Origin of the sequence: Alitabrizicola rongguiensis (genome assembly GCF_021491355.1) — a bacterium.
Classification (GTDB): Bacteria; Pseudomonadota; Alphaproteobacteria; order Rhodobacterales; family Rhodobacteraceae; genus Aliitabrizicola; species Aliitabrizicola rongguiensis.
On the sequence record NZ_JAKENF010000002.1, the window covers coordinates 487,507 to 501,279 of the forward strand.

At 64.4% G+C, this 13,773-nt stretch carries 17 protein-coding genes; 10 read left to right on the forward strand and 7 right to left on the reverse strand.

What is annotated here, in order from left to right; genetic code table 11:
• Positions 1-50: 50 nt before the first annotated feature.
• The gene (ychF, locus tag L0V05_RS08255; RefSeq protein ID WP_234869633.1) at positions 51-1,148 is read right to left on the reverse strand and encodes a redox-regulated ATPase YchF; all 1,098 of its coding nucleotides are present in this window, start codon (positions 1,146-1,148) and stop codon (positions 51-53) included.
• 118 nt (positions 1,149-1,266) lie between these two features.
• Here ychF and L0V05_RS08260 point away from each other — a divergent pair, with 118 nt between their 5' ends.
• From L0V05_RS08260 to L0V05_RS08285, 6 genes are all read left to right on the forward strand, one after another.
• The gene (locus L0V05_RS08260) at positions 1,267-1,677 is read left to right on the forward strand and encodes a VOC family protein (protein ID WP_234869634.1); all 411 of its coding nucleotides are present in this window, start codon (positions 1,267-1,269) and stop codon (positions 1,675-1,677) included.
• A gap of 71 nt (positions 1,678-1,748) precedes the next feature.
• Positions 1,749-2,237, forward strand: coding sequence for a GNAT family N-acetyltransferase (locus L0V05_RS08265; protein ID WP_234869635.1), 489 nt, complete (start codon positions 1,749-1,751; stop codon positions 2,235-2,237).
• Positions 2,238-2,399: 162 nt separating this feature from the next.
• Positions 2,400-2,789 carry a VOC family protein gene (locus tag L0V05_RS08270; protein WP_234869636.1) on the forward strand — a complete coding sequence of 130 codons (390 nt, stop codon included), beginning with the start codon at positions 2,400-2,402 and terminating at the stop codon, positions 2,787-2,789.
• Between the two features lie 80 nt (positions 2,790-2,869).
• Complete coding sequence (gene trpA, locus L0V05_RS08275; protein WP_234869637.1) at positions 2,870-3,661, forward strand: tryptophan synthase subunit alpha; 792 nt, start codon at positions 2,870-2,872, stop codon at positions 3,659-3,661.
• Positions 3,662-3,755: 94 nt separating this feature from the next.
• Positions 3,756-4,334 carry a TMEM175 family protein gene (locus tag L0V05_RS08280; protein WP_234869638.1) on the forward strand — a complete coding sequence of 193 codons (579 nt, stop codon included), beginning with the start codon at positions 3,756-3,758 and terminating at the stop codon, positions 4,332-4,334.
• A 62-nt stretch (positions 4,335-4,396) separates the two neighbouring features.
• Positions 4,397-5,560 (forward strand): alpha-hydroxy acid oxidase, encoded by a 1,164-nt coding sequence (locus L0V05_RS08285; RefSeq protein ID WP_234869639.1) that lies wholly within the window; start codon positions 4,397-4,399, stop codon positions 5,558-5,560.
• A gap of 23 nt (positions 5,561-5,583) precedes the next feature.
• Here the strand turns inward: L0V05_RS08285 and L0V05_RS08290 are convergent, their stop codons facing one another.
• The gene (locus L0V05_RS08290; protein WP_234869640.1) at positions 5,584-6,741 is read right to left on the reverse strand and encodes an MFS transporter; all 1,158 of its coding nucleotides are present in this window, start codon (positions 6,739-6,741) and stop codon (positions 5,584-5,586) included.
• Positions 6,742-6,940: 199 nt separating this feature from the next.
• Here L0V05_RS08290 and L0V05_RS08295 point away from each other — a divergent pair, with 199 nt between their 5' ends.
• From L0V05_RS08295 to L0V05_RS08310, 4 genes are all read left to right on the forward strand, one after another.
• Positions 6,941-7,534 (forward strand): 50S ribosomal protein L25/general stress protein Ctc, encoded by a 594-nt coding sequence (locus tag L0V05_RS08295; RefSeq protein ID WP_234869641.1) that lies wholly within the window; start codon positions 6,941-6,943, stop codon positions 7,532-7,534.
• Positions 7,535-7,672: 138 nt separating this feature from the next.
• Entirely contained in the window at positions 7,673-8,362 is a 690-nt protein-coding gene (pth, locus tag L0V05_RS08300; RefSeq protein ID WP_234869642.1) for an aminoacyl-tRNA hydrolase, read from the forward strand.
• A 66-nt stretch (positions 8,363-8,428) separates the two neighbouring features.
• Positions 8,429-9,538 carry a calcium:cation antiporter gene (locus L0V05_RS08305; RefSeq protein WP_234869643.1) on the forward strand — a complete coding sequence of 370 codons (1,110 nt, stop codon included), beginning with the start codon at positions 8,429-8,431 and terminating at the stop codon, positions 9,536-9,538.
• A gap of 63 nt (positions 9,539-9,601) precedes the next feature.
• Entirely contained in the window at positions 9,602-9,976 is a 375-nt protein-coding gene (locus tag L0V05_RS08310; RefSeq protein ID WP_234869644.1) for a DUF2237 family protein, read from the forward strand.
• Positions 9,977-9,979: 3 nt separating this feature from the next.
• On the opposite strand, the gene L0V05_RS08315 is transcribed toward L0V05_RS08310, so the two are convergent.
• From L0V05_RS08315 to trpB, 5 genes are all read right to left on the reverse strand, one after another.
• On the reverse strand, positions 9,980-10,516 hold the full coding sequence (locus tag L0V05_RS08315; protein WP_234869645.1) for a helix-turn-helix transcriptional regulator: 537 nt from the start codon (positions 10,514-10,516) through the stop codon (positions 9,980-9,982).
• Positions 10,513-10,887 carry a hypothetical protein gene (locus L0V05_RS08320; RefSeq protein WP_234869646.1) on the reverse strand — a complete coding sequence of 125 codons (375 nt, stop codon included), beginning with the start codon at positions 10,885-10,887 and terminating at the stop codon, positions 10,513-10,515. The genes L0V05_RS08315 and L0V05_RS08320 overlap by 4 nt, the downstream gene beginning before the upstream one ends.
• Before the next feature lie 379 nt (positions 10,888-11,266).
• Entirely contained in the window at positions 11,267-11,908 is a 642-nt protein-coding gene (locus L0V05_RS08325) for a hypothetical protein (protein ID WP_234869647.1), read from the reverse strand.
• A 154-nt stretch (positions 11,909-12,062) separates the two neighbouring features.
• Positions 12,063-12,203 (reverse strand): hypothetical protein, encoded by a 141-nt coding sequence (locus tag L0V05_RS08330; RefSeq protein ID WP_234869648.1) that lies wholly within the window; start codon positions 12,201-12,203, stop codon positions 12,063-12,065.
• A 224-nt stretch (positions 12,204-12,427) separates the two neighbouring features.
• The gene (gene trpB / locus L0V05_RS08335; protein WP_234869649.1) at positions 12,428-13,654 is read right to left on the reverse strand and encodes a tryptophan synthase subunit beta; all 1,227 of its coding nucleotides are present in this window, start codon (positions 13,652-13,654) and stop codon (positions 12,428-12,430) included.
• Between the last annotated feature and the right edge of the window lie 119 nt (positions 13,655-13,773).

Here is a 13,773-nt window from a genome sequence, read left to right on the forward strand (position 1 = left end):
CGCCTTGCGGGCGTGTGAGGAACGGGAACGGTCTGCGCGGCCTGTCGGCGTCAGCCGTTGAACAGGAAGTGCAGCACGTCGCCGTCCTGCACCTCGTAGGTCTTGCCTTCGACCCGGAACTTGCCGGCTTCCTTTGCTCCGGCTTCGCCATTGCCAGCGACATAGTCGTCGTAGGCGATGGTTTCAGCGCGGATGAAGCCTTTCTCGAAGTCGCCGTGGATCACACCCGCCGCCTGTGGCGCAAGCGTGCCCTTGGTGATCGTCCAGGCGCGGGCTTCCTTCGGTCCGACAGTGAAGTAGGTTTGCAGACCAAGAAGGTCGTAGCCGGCACGGATCAGACGATCGAGCCCGGCCTCGTGCAGGCCCATCTCCTCGAGGAACATCGTTGCTTCTTCGGGGGGTAACTGGCTGATCTCTTCCTCGATCCGGGCCGAAATCACCACCGTCGCCGCCCCCTGTTTCTTCGCCATCTCGGCGACTCGGGCCGACTGGCTGTTGCCGGTGGCGGCCGAAGCCTCCTCGACGTTGCAGACGTAAAGCACGGGCTTCGCGGTCAGGAGCTGCAGCAGCCGCCAGGCGCGCTGATCGTCCTCGGCGACCTTGACCGTGCGGGCGGGCTGGCCCTGTTCCAGCGCCGCCTGTGCCTGCGCCAGGAGACGGTCCTGGTCTGCCGCTTCCTTGTCATTGCCCTTCAGCTTGCGGGCGAGGTTCGCCCGACGCCGCTCGATCGACTCGAGGTCGGCCAGCATCAGCTCGGTCTCGATCGTCTCGGCATCGGCGACCGGGTCGATCCGGCCCTCGACATGGGTGATGTCGCCATCCTCGAAGCAACGCAGCACATGGGCAATGGCATCGCATTCGCGAATGTTGGCCAGGAACTGGTTCCCGAGGCCCTCGCCCTTCGAGGCACCGCGGACAAGTCCGGCGATATCGACGAAGGTGATACGGGTCGGAATGATCTGCTTCGACCCGGCGATGGCTGCGAGCGTATCGAGCCGCGGATCGGGCACTGCAACCTCACCCACGTTCGGCTCGATGGTGCAGAAGGGAAAGTTCGCCGCCTGCGCCGCCGCCGTGCGCGTCAGCGCGTTGAAGAGCGTCGACTTGCCGACATTCGGCAGGCCAACGATGCCCATCTTGAAACCCATCTGCCCTGCCTCCGCCGACCGTCATCCGGCGCCGCTTCTAGTGATCCCGCGGAGCAGGTTCAAGGTTTCGCGACTCGGGCGTCGTCCCTATCCTGACGGCTGCGAACAGGAGAACCCCATGCCCACGATGCCCTACCTGCATTTCCGCGGCGACTGCGCGAACGCACTCGCCTTCTATGCCGAGGTCTTCGGCGGCGCCAACTTGCAGATGATGCGCTACGCAGACGGCCCGGACGCGCCCCCCGCCTGGTCTGGCTCGGACCGGATCATGCACGGCCAGGTCACGATCGGGGACGGCACGCTCATGGCATCGGACTTCCCGCCCGGAGCGCCCGGCGAGGCGCAGGCGGCGGTGTCGGTCATGCAGAGCGCACCCGACGTCGCGACGGCCGGCCGCTGGTTCACGGCGCTCGCAAAGGACGGCGCGGTCATCCAGCCGTTCGGCCCGACCTTCTTTTCCTCGGGCTTCGGCATGGTGAAGGACCGCTTCGGCACCCACTGGATCATCGCGGCCGGACCTGCATCCTGAAGGGTGCCTTGCCGTGCCGCAGCGACCCTGACAGAACCGAACGCGGGCAAGACGGGAAGGATCAGATGCATTTGCGCAATCTTAAACGCGCCGGCGATGCCCGGCTCGATGAAGTGCTCGCCCTCAACCGCGCGGTCGAGGTCAAGACCTCGCCCCTCGACCGGCCAGCGCTGGACCGCCTCCTCGCCGCTGCGACCTTCGCCAAGGGCATACCTGCCCCGGACGGCCCGCTTGCCGCCTTCCTGATCGGCTTCGCCACCGGCGCCGATTACCAAAGTCCGAACTACCGCTGGTTCTGCGACCGCCTGCCCCGCTTCGCCTATATCGACCGTGTCGTGGTCGCCGAAACCGCGCGCGGCCAGGGACATGCCCGCCGCCTGTACGACGCCTTCGCGGCGCATGCCGCCGCACACGACCTAGGCCCCCTCGTCTGCGAGGTGAACTCCGACCCGCCCAATCCCGGATCCGATGCCTTCCACGCAGCGCTCGGCTTCACCGAGATGGGGCGCGGCTCCCCTGCCCCCGGCAAGGTCGTGCGCTATCTTATCCGCGAGAGCTGATCTTTCCCCTTCTTCTGTTTCACAAATATCCTCGGGGGTGAGCGCGCGCCGCGCGCGAGGGGGCGGAAAGCCCCCTTCCCTGCCCCGAACTTGAAACCCAGGGTGCTGGCCCAAGACCCGCCGGCATGCCAGACTGCCGGCATTTCAGGACAGGAGTTTCCCATGATTGATCATATCGGCATCCGAACCGCCCATATCGCCGCCTCGCGCCGCTTTTATGATGAGGCCTTCGCGGCAATTGGCGGAGGCGAGCGAAAGGAAGTTCCCAAGGAATACACAGGCGGATTGACTGTTCTCGGGTTCGGGCGCGAGAACCCGGTCTTCTGGCTGACCGAGGCCGGGCCCGAGGGGGCCTCATCGCCGATTCACATCGCCCTGTCGGCCCGGAACCGCGCCGAGGTGGATGCCTTCCACAAGGCCGCGCTGAAGGCGGGCGGGCGCGACAATGGCGGACCAGGTCTGCGCCCGCAGTACCATCCCGACTACTACGGAGCCTTCGTCTTCGACCCCGATGGCAACAATGTCGAGGCGGTCTGCCACCGCCCCGAGTGACCCGCCCGCCAGTCCTTGCTTTTCCCGGCCGCCCCGTGCAAACCGGGGCGCGAGGATTTCAAGGCGAGGGCTTGGGGCAGATGACCCGGATCGACGACAGGTTTGCGGAGCTGAAAGCCAAGGGCCGCAAGGCCTTTGTGGCCTATATCATGGCCGGCGACCCGGACCTCGATACCTCGCTTGCGGTCATGCAGGGCCTTCCGGGCGCCGGGGTTGATGTGATCGAGCTTGGCATGCCCTTCACCGATCCGATGGCAGACGGCCCGACGATCCAGTTGGCCGGGCAGCGTGCGCTCGACGGCGGCCAGACGCTGGCCAAGACGCTCGACATGGTGCGGACCTTCCGCAAGACCGACCAGACCACACCCATCGTGATGATGGGCTATTACAACCCGATCTATTCGCGTGGCGTCGATCGCTTCCTCGTCGAGGCGAAGGAGGCCGGGATCGACGGGCTGATCGTCGTGGACCTTCCGCCGGAAGAGGACGAGGAACTGTGCCTCCCCGCGCAGAAGGCCGGGCTGAACTTCATCCGCCTTGCCACGCCGACGACCGATGCCAAGCGCCTGCCCAAGGTGCTGCAGAATACGTCGGGCTTCGTCTACTACGTCTCGATCACCGGGATCACCGGGGCGGCGGCTGCGCAGGCGGCCGAGGTCGCGCCCGAGGTTGCCCGGATCAAGGCGGCAACCGACCTGCCCGTGATCGTGGGCTTCGGCATCTCCACGCCGGACAGCGCGAAGGCCATCGCGACCATCGCCGACGGCTGCGTCGTCGGTTCCGCCATCGTCAAGGAGATCGGTGCCGGCAAGGCCCCGGCCGAAGTGCTGGCGCAGGTGGCGGCCCTGGCCCAAGGCGCACATTCGGCCTGACACGCGGCCCCCGCGGGCCTTGAGTGACCGGCCCGGCTTGCCTTTCCCGAGCGTCCTGCGCAGCATGACTCTGCGGCAAGCGGGGGATTTTTGCATGACCAAGGGGCGGCTCGAAGCATTCTCGGACGGAGTCCTGGCGATCATCATCACCATCATGGTGCTGGAACTGAGGGTGCCGGAGGAATACAATCTGGAAGCTCTGCGGCAGCTCCTCCCGATCTTCCTCGCCTATGTGCTGTCCTTTGCGAATGTCGGCATCTACTGGAACAATCACCACCACATGTTTCACGCCGTAAAGCATGTCGGCGGCTGGGTGCTCTGGGCCAACCTGCATCTTCTGTTCTGGCTGTCGCTCATGCCCTTCGCTACAGGCTTTATGGAGGAGAGCGGCTTTCAACCAATTCCCGTGGCCGTCTACGGCTTCGACCTGCTGATGTGTGCGGTGGCCTACACGCTGCTCGTCATGTCGCTCCTGGCAGAGCATGGCCGCAACTCCGACTTTGCCAAGGCACTCGGATCGGACCGCAAGGGGAAGATATCGCTCCTTGCCTATGTCGTGTCGGTGCCCATGGCCTTTGTGAACGTCTGGATTTCGCTGGCGCTCATCCTTGCTGTCGCCCTGATCTGGATCGTGCCCGACCGCCGCTTTGCTCGCCCGCCGGAAGCCGCATGACCGGATTGCAGACGTTCGGCAGAATTGGTAAAAAAAAATGACCAGTATCATCGGAGAGCGCCTTGACGATCATCACCTGCATTGACGACCTCAAGCGGCTGCACCGCAGGCGCGTGCCGAAGATGTTCTGGGACTATGCCGAGAGCGGCAGTTACACTGAGCAGACTTTCCGCGAGAATTGCAGCGATTTCAGCAAGATCCGGCTCCGCCAGCGGGTCGCCGTCGACATGTCGGACCGAAAGCTTGCGACCGAGATGATCGGCCAGCCGGTCACGATGCCCGTTGCGCTGGCGCCCGTGGGCTCGACCGGGATGCAATGGGCGGATGGCGAGATCAAGGCGGCGCGGGCTGCCGAGAAGTTCGGCGTGCCGTTCACGCTTTCGACGATGTCGATCTGCTCGATCGAGGATGTGGCCGCCAATACGGCAAAGCCCTTCTGGTTCCAGCTCTATGTCATGCGCGACGAGGATTTTGTCGACGAGATGATCGAGCGGGCCAAGCGCGCACGTTGCTCGGCGCTGGTCCTGACGCTGGATCTCCAGATCCTCGGCCAGCGTCACAAGGACATAAAGAACGGACTGTCCGCGCCGCCGAAGCTGACCCTTCCCAACATCCTGAACATGATGACGAAGCCGCGCTGGTGCATGGGGATGCTCGGCACCAAGCGGCGCAGCTTCGGCAACATCGTCGGCCATGTGAAGAACGTGGGCGACCTTGCCTCGCTGTCGAGCTGGACCAACGAGCAGTTCGACCCGCAGCTCGACTGGAAGAAGATCGCCCGCATCCGCGACCAGTGGGGCGGCAAGATGATCCTCAAGGGCATCCTCGACCCTGACGATGCCCGGATGGCGGCCGATTTCGGTGCCGACGCCATCGTGGTGTCGAACCATGGCGGGCGGCAGTTGGACGGAGCACTGTCCTCGATCCGGATGCTGCCCCAGATCGTCCGTGCGGTGGGCGACCAGGTGGAGATCCATGTCGACGGTGGCATCCGGTCCGGCCAGGACGTGCTCAAGGCAATAGGCATGGGGGCGAAATCCACCTTCATCGGCCGCAGCTTCATCTATGGTCTTGGCGCCATGGGCGAAGAAGGCGTGACACAGGCACTCGAGGTGATCCGCAAGGAGATGGACATCACCATGGCACTGTGCGGCGAACGTGACATTCGGAACTTCGGCCGGCACAACCTGCTGGTGCCGGCGGATTTCGAGGGAGTCTGGGCCTAGGGCTGGATCGGTCGAAGCGCGTCTCAGGCGGCGACGGTCGAGCGGTTCCGCTCCATCACCGCCACAAGCGCCAGCACGGTCAGCAGCATGACGGTTGCGAAGACGAAAGCGGCCCGCAGACCGAACGATCCAGCAAGAAAGCCGAGCATCGGCGGGCCAAAGAAGTAGCCGAAGTAACCAAGAAGCGTGGCCCGCGCGACAGCGCGCGCCCGTGCATCGGGGCGCGCAAGGCGACCGACCAGCGAAAAGGCGGTGGGCGCAATGACGGAAGATCCGACCCCCATCACGATGAAGCCGGCATAGGCCATCGCCGGGCTGACGGCCATGGCCGCCACCATCGCCCCGACGGCAGATATCACCGCACCGGCCCGCAGCAGGAACAAGGGACTTGTCCGCGTAACCAGTCCCTGCCCTGCCAACCGCGCAAAGCCCATGGTCAGCGCCAGCGCCGCCGGCCCCATTGACCCTTGGGCGGGCGAGCCGTGCAGCGTCTTCTCGATATGCAGCGCCGACCAGTTCTCGGCCGCATTCTCGGTCATGAAGGCGATGAGTACGATCGCCCCGCCGATGATTGGCACAAGTCCAAGACCGCCATGGCGACCGTCCTTCGGCTTTTTCAGCCCGTGGATGGTGCCGTCCCGCTCGAAGGTCGCAAATGCCAAAAGCAGCGCGACAAGCGCCATCGTTCCCATGACCCAGGCGGGGGACCACTGGGCAGACCGGAGGACGCCCGTCCCGATTGCGGCGCCGGCATAACCGAAGGAATAGGCGGCATGGCTGAGGTTCATCAGCTGGACATCGCGACTGTTCTCGATATCGGCGACGCGCGCATTCATCAGCACGTCGGTGAGGCCGGTCGCGGCACCGCAGGCCATCATCGCCAGCGGGAACAGCCAAAGCGCATGAACGTGCCCCGGCAGGGCAAAGGCAAGCGCCATCGCGATGGCGGCAACAGGAAGCGCCACCCGGCCGAATGCGACACCCGCCGCCGGGGCTATGAGCATCGCAAGAACCGCAGCTATCGGCGTCATCAGCATCAGGAAGCCAAGCTGGCTTTCATCGACGCCAAGCTGCGCCTTGATATCCGGCAGGACCGCTGCATAGGTGCCCCAGACCACGCCCATGGCAGCGAAGGCGGCCACGGCCGGACGTGCGACCTTGAGGGTGGTAAGGGCTGACATGGGAACTCCGTCTTCGCGGCGATAGGTAGCGGGGGTCCCGCAATCCGGCAAGTCTGGCCCCGACACGGCCCGTCCTGACGGCGACGGCGTATGCGAATGGCGCGATTTCCGCTTTCCAAGGTGACGAATCCCCGCTATAGGCCCCCGGTCGCGCCGCACACCCTTGGAGGGCGGCGGACCTAACATATGGAGAACCTCTATGGCTCGTGAGATCCCGGATCTTATGGTCGAGGTACGGACGGGGACAGGCAAGGGGGCCGCCCGTCAAGCCCGTCGCGAGGGCTACGTACCTGGCATCATCTATGGCGACGGCAAGGAGCCGACGCCGATCAAGGTGAACTACAACACCCTTCTGAAGCGTCTGAAAGCCGGCCGTTTCCTGTCGACCCTGATCAACCTCAAGGTCGAAGGCCAGCCCGACACGCATGTCATCTGCCGTGGCGTCCAGCGCGACGTGGTGAAAGACCTGCCGACGCATATCGACTTCATGCGCCTGCATGACGAAAGCCGGATCAACCTGTTCATCCACGTCGACTTCATCAACCACGAAGCGGCCCCGGGCATCAAGCGCGGCGGCACCCTGACCGTGGTTCGTCCCGAAGTCGAACTCGAAGTGGTTGCGTCGGACATCCCGGACCACATCACCGTGGACCTGACCGGCAAGCAGATCGGCGACGTCATCCACATCAACGACGTGGCCCTGCCCTCCGGCGCGAAACCGACGATCGAGCGGAACTTCGTGATCGCCAACATCTCGGCCCCGTCGGGCCTGGTGGCGGCCGACGCCGAGTAATCACCGCTCAGGCGGAACCGGGGCGCGGCGGGGAAACCCGACCGCGCCCTTTCCTTTTGCAACGCGCGCCTTGCGCGCGTGCCCTGGCAAGGCTACCTCCAGAAGCGAAACCGCCCCCTTGGACGGAAGACCCCTGCGATGAAGCTCTTCGTCGGCCTCGGCAATCCGGGCGCCAAGTACACCGGCAACCGGCACAATATCGGCTTCATGGCCGTGGACCGGATCGCGGCCGACCACGGATTTGGTCCGTGGCGGAAGGGCTTTCAGGGGCTGGTCAGCGAAGGGCGGCTTGGCAGCGAAAAGGTCATCCTTCTCAAGCCCGAGACCTTCATGAACCTGTCCGGCCAGTCCGTCGGCGAAGCGCTGCGCTTCTACAAGCTGACGCCGGCCGACGTGACGGTCTTTCATGACGAGCTTGACCTCGCTCCTGCCAAGGTGCGTGTGAAGCAATCGGGCGGCCATGCCGGGCATAACGGCTTGCGCTCAATTCACGCCCATATCGGCGAGGCTTATGGTCGTGTGCGGCTTGGCATCGGGCATCCGGGGCACAAGGACGCGGTTGCGTCCTATGTCCTGCACGATTTCGCCAAGTCCGATCAGGACTGGCTCGACGCCGTGTTGCGCGGGGTCTCGGATGGCGCGGTGGCGCTGGCCGAGGGCGATGGCCCCCGTTTTCTGAACTCGGTCGCGCTGCGAACGGCCCCGCCCCGATCTTCCACCGGGATGCAGGCGGCGGCCTCTGCTTCCAAGCCCGAACCCAAACCCAAACCGGAGCCTGAGCCGGATACCCGGAACGCGCTGCAGCGTCTGGCCGACCGCTTCCGCTGAACCGCCATTGACCTTGGTTCGCCGGTTGCGCACGTTTGCCGGGCAGGATGGACGGAGGGACACCGCATGGTCGCAAACTCCCACGATCGAGTGCCGCTCTGGACCTCGGCGATACCGATAGCTGCGCTGGTCGGGCTTGCCCTGATCCTGACCGGAACGGTCTATGCCGGATCGGCGCCCGTCCTTGTCCTGGCGGCACTGTTCTTGGGCGGGTCGGTCTTCGCCGCCGTCCATCACGCCGAGGTGCTGGCCCTGCGTCTGGGCGAGCCCTTCGGGTCGATCCTGCTCGCTGTCTCGGTCACCATCATCGAGGTCGCGCTGATCGTGTCGATCCTTTTGTCCGATGCGCCGGGCAGTTCGGCCGTGGCCCGCGACACGGTCTATGCGGCGGTGATGATCGTCCTGAACGGCATCGTCGGGCTCTGTCTTGTGGTCGGGTCTATCCGCCACCGCGAACAGTCCTTCCGCATTGACGGAGCTGCCGCGACCCTCTCGGTCCTGTGCACCCTGGCGATCGTGGCGCTGGTCCTGCCCAATTACACGCTGGCGACCCGCGGTCCGACCTATGCACCGCAGCAGCTGCTGGTCGTGGGCGTCGTGTCACTGATCCTCTACATGACCTTCGTCTTCGTTCAGACAGTCCGGCACCGCGAATACTTCCTCGAGCTGTCGACGCTGCCGGATCACTCTTCGGTTCCCCTCGCGCAGCAGCCCTCAAATCGCATCGCAGCAGCCAGCCTCGTACTGCTTCTCCTGTCGCTGGTCGCTGTCGTTTTGTTGGCCAAGGTGCTGTCGAAGCCGCTCGATGCAGCGATCGTCGGGGCGGGCCTGCCGCCATCCTTCGTCGGCGTGGTGATCGCTGCCATCGTGCTGCTGCCGGAAAGCATGGCGGCGCTGAAGGCCGCCCATGCCAACCGGCTGCAAAGCAGCGTCAACCTTGCGCTCGGCTCGGCCCTCGCCAGCATCGGCCTGACCATCCCGACGGTCGCCGTTGTATCGCTGGCGCTTGACCGCCCGTTGGAGCTTGGCCTGAACGGCGAGCATACGGTGCTTCTGGTGATGACCCTGGTGATCTCGTTCCTGACGCTTGGCACGACGGGACGGACAAACGTGCTTCAGGGGGCGGTTCATCTGGTCATCTTCGCGATCTTCCTTTTGCTTTCGGCCATCCCCTGACCAAGTGACTTGCCGGGCGGCCGACCTGAAATAGATGCTGGGTCGAACCTGAGAGAGGCGGCGATGCAGGAAAAGTCGATCAACGTGCTGGGCGGGCCGCTCGATTCCTGTTCGACCGAGCCTCTGACCGGCTTCTTCCGCAACGGCTGCTGCGACACCGGACCCTATGACCACGGCGTCCACACTGTCTGCGCCCTGATGACAGACGAGTTCCTGGCACTGTCGAAATACCTCGGCAACGACCTGTCAACCCCACGGCCGGAATACCGCTTTGCCGGACTGAAGGCCGGGGATCAGTGGTGCCTTTGTGCGGCGCGCTTCCTGCAGGCCCATCACGAAGGCGCAGCCCCGCAGGTTCGGCTGAAGGCGACGCACCGCCGGACGCTCGACATCGTCCCGCTGGAAACGCTTCGGCTTTATGCCGTGGATGCAGAATAGCGTTCAGACGGTCTCGACCTGGCGTGCAGCCTTCTCGACAGCCGGGCTCGCACCGCCAAGTTCGCCCGTCATCAGATCCTCGATGAAGAGGCTCAAGAGTTGCGAGCGGCCGGTCACCCCGGCCTTGCGGTAGATCGCGTTGGTTTGCGCCTTGACCGTACCTTCGCTGGTCTTGCGCAGGCTGGCGATCTCGGCGGTTGTCATCCCCTTGATCGCAAACAGGGCAACATCACTTTCCGCCGGTGTAAGACCCCACTCGGCAAACCGCTCCTCAAGAAGCTCCATGAAGGCCCCAGACGCACGGCGCAACCGCTCTTCTGCGCGGTTGCGATCCGCGATGGCGCGGAACAGCGCGAAGCCCCCCAGAACCAGCCCAAGCAACAGACCGACAGCCGCGCCGATTTCCAGGAGTTCCCGCGCCTCCCAGCTGAGGGGGTGCGATTGCAAACCCAGAACCGAACTCAGGATGTCCCAGACGAAGAAAACCGTGCAAACGGCCTGAAAGAACAGAATGGCCAGAACAAGCCAACCCTTCCTCATTCCCGGCCCACCCTGCGCCGTCGCAGTACGCCGTCAGTCGTCATCGCCACCAGATCCGTGATCTCCACCTGAATCATCCGATCCGGAGCCTCCCGAACCGGACCCTCCGGAACCGCTGTTGCTGCCGGACCCGCCGCTGCTGTCCGAGCCACCACCGTCGCCGGAGCCGGCGCTGTCGCTACCCGAGCCGCCGTCATGGTCGGAACCGCTTCCGCCGGAGCCACTTCCACCAGACCCGCCATCGTCCGAGCCGCCGCCACCCGAGCCGCCACTTCCGGACCCGCCGCTTCCCGAGTTGCTGCCGCCGGAGTCGTCACCTCCCGAAGTTCCGGACGATCCGGAACGACCTTGATCCGATCGGCCATCGTCATCGAGAATGTCAGACGCCGCCGACCCTGTGCGCGTGTCCGTCGCGAGGTCGCGTAGGATTTCTCCCGAGCTGGGGTTGATGACGATCTCACGCTGCTGACTGCCGCGAATGCCCGTGATGCGCACCCGCCCCAACAGGGTCCGCGACATGGTAATGTCTTGGTAACCAAGCTCACGCAGGCGGCTAGCAATCTGCTGGCCAACATCCTGAGCAAGGGCAGGCGCGAGTGGAACCGCCATCAGTGCCAGCCCCAGAAGCAGGGTTCTTCGCCGCATGTCTTCCTCACTCTCCCCCGGGCAGGGCCGGGTCAGTATCGACGAGGCCCGGTCGCGGGGCAAGACTTCCCCACGCCGGGTCTCAAGGTTCAATCGAGGAGCAGATCAGTCGTCCGATCCTTCGCCTCCGCCGCCGCTCCCACTGTGGTCCGATCCACCCGATCCGCCGTCGCTATCACCGCCAGAGTCGCCGTGATCCGAGCCGCTGTTGCCGCCGTGATCATCCGCGCCGCCATCATCCGATCCACCACCGGAACTGCCACCAGACGAATGATCGCCGCCATTGTCATCACCGCCATCATCGCCGCTGTCATCGCCACGGTCATCGCTGCCATGATCGTCTCCGACATCGTGGTTCGGACCGTCATCTGATCCCGTGCTCTGGCTGTCGTCATCGGACGAGTTATCGTCTGCGGAATCGTCGTCGGATGACTGCCCCTCGGCCGCGCGAACGAAATCGCGGTTCCTCTGGCGCAGGGTAACACCGGGGCTGGTGTCTTCAAAGGCGCCGACCTTCTCGGTCTCGGACTTGAGGACGGCACCGGTCGACTTGTCGTAGATGGTCTCGACCTTTTCGGTGCCGCGGATTGCTTCGACTTTCAGCTGGTTTGGTGTCTCCCGCATTTCGATGCGCGTGAAGCCCTGCGACTGAAGGTCCGCAGCAAGGGCGTTGACGTTGACCTCGGCAGAGGCGCCGCCGCCCGAGAGCAGCAGGAAAAGCGTGACGGGGAGGAGTGTGTGTTTCAATGGGGTCTCCTTTCAGGATTCTGGGGAAACGGCCGGCCGCGACGGCAGCCGACCGCGATCGTCTGGCTTGGCCATGGCCAACCGGATCTTCGGCGCCGCATCAGTGGCGCGTATCTCCTGCTGGATCGTCGGTGCCACGGCCGCGGCGAGCGAGTTAAGCCGGTTCGCCTGATGTCTTGCCGCTCTCCATCACGGTGGGCTGAAGCCCGACACCGGATAATGCGGCAGCCTGAGATGGCAGGCTGCCAGCCGCGAAGATGAACATGGCGATCGAGGACGCGATCAAGATCTTCATGGCCTTTCCTCTCTGTTGCGCCGCGGTGTTGCGACAAGCCAACGAGGCCGCATATTCTGGCAGCGGACCATTCGCCGAGAGTTTAGCATTGGTGCCATTGGCAGGCGGTTTAGGTCCATAAACCTGGGTTTAGGCGCTTGGAGCTCAGCGCAACCCACTGTCGGAAAAGGAAAAACCCCGCCAAAAGGCAGGGCTTTCAGAATTTCGGAGGATGAGACCGTCCGTCAGATTTTCATGTTGACGCCAAGGTGCTTGGCCACCGTGAAGATGTCCTTGTCGCCGCGACCGCAGAGATTCATCACGATCAGGTGGTCCTTCGGAAGCGTCGGCGCGATCTTCATCACATGGGCCAGCGCATGGCTCGGCTCCAGCGCCGGGATGATTCCCTCCTGCTCGCAGCAGAGCTGGAAGGCTGCCAGCGCCTCGGCATCGGTGATCGAGACGTACTCGGCACGGCCGACATCATGCAGCCAGGAATGCTCTGGCCCGATGCCGGGATAGTCGAGCCCCGCCGAGATCGAATAGCCTTCGAGGATCTGGCCGTCCTCGTCCTGCAAGAGGTAGGTCCGGTTGCCGTGAAGGACGCCGGGCCGACCGCCGGTAAGGCTGGCGCAATGCTCCATCCGGTCGTCCACACCCTTGCCGCCGGCCTCGACCCCGATGATCCGCACGCTCTTGTCGTCGAGGAAGGGATAGAACAGCCCCATCGCATTCGACCCGCCACCGATCGCGGCGATGATCGTGTCGGGCAGCCGGCCCTCGCGTTCGAGGATCTGCTGCTTGGCTTCCTTGCCGATGATCGACTGGAAGTCGCGGACCATCGCCGGATAGGGATGCGGACCGGCAACCGTGCCGATGCAGTAGAAGGTGTCGCGCACATTGGTGACCCAGTCGCGCAGCGCGTCGTTCATCGCATCCTTGAGCGTGCCGCGGCCTGACGTAACCGGGATCACCTCGGCCCCGAGAAGCTTCATGCGGAACACGTTCGGCGCCTGGCGCTCGACGTCATGGGCCCCCATGTAGACCACGCATTTCAGCCCGAACTTGGCGCAGACGGTCGCGGTTGCCACGCCGTGCTGGCCCGCCCCCGTCTCAGCAATGATCCGGGTCTTGCCCATGCGGCGGGCAAGGATGATCTGGCCCAGCACGTTGTTGATCTTGTGCGCGCCGGTATGGTTCAACTCGTCGCGCTTCATGTAGATCTTCGCACCGCCAAGGTGCTGCGTCAGGCGCTCGGCGTAGTAAAGCGGCGACGGGCGGCCGACATAATGGGTCCAGAGATCGTTCATCTCGGCCCAGAAGGTCGGGTCGGTCTTGGCATGCTCGTAGCGTTCCTCGAGATCGAGGATGAGCGGCATCAGCGTTTCTGATACGAAGCGCCCGCCAAAGATGCCAAAGCGGCCCTGTTCGTCGGGGCCGGTCATGTAGCTGTTGGGCATGTCTTCGGGCATCGCATCCTCCGGGCTTGGCCCGATGGATGTAGCGCTGCACAGGCGCAGGGTAAAGCGCGAGGTTTTGACCCGACCGAAGCAGGGAGCCAATCTGAGAACCTTGGCCGCAGACTGTGGCT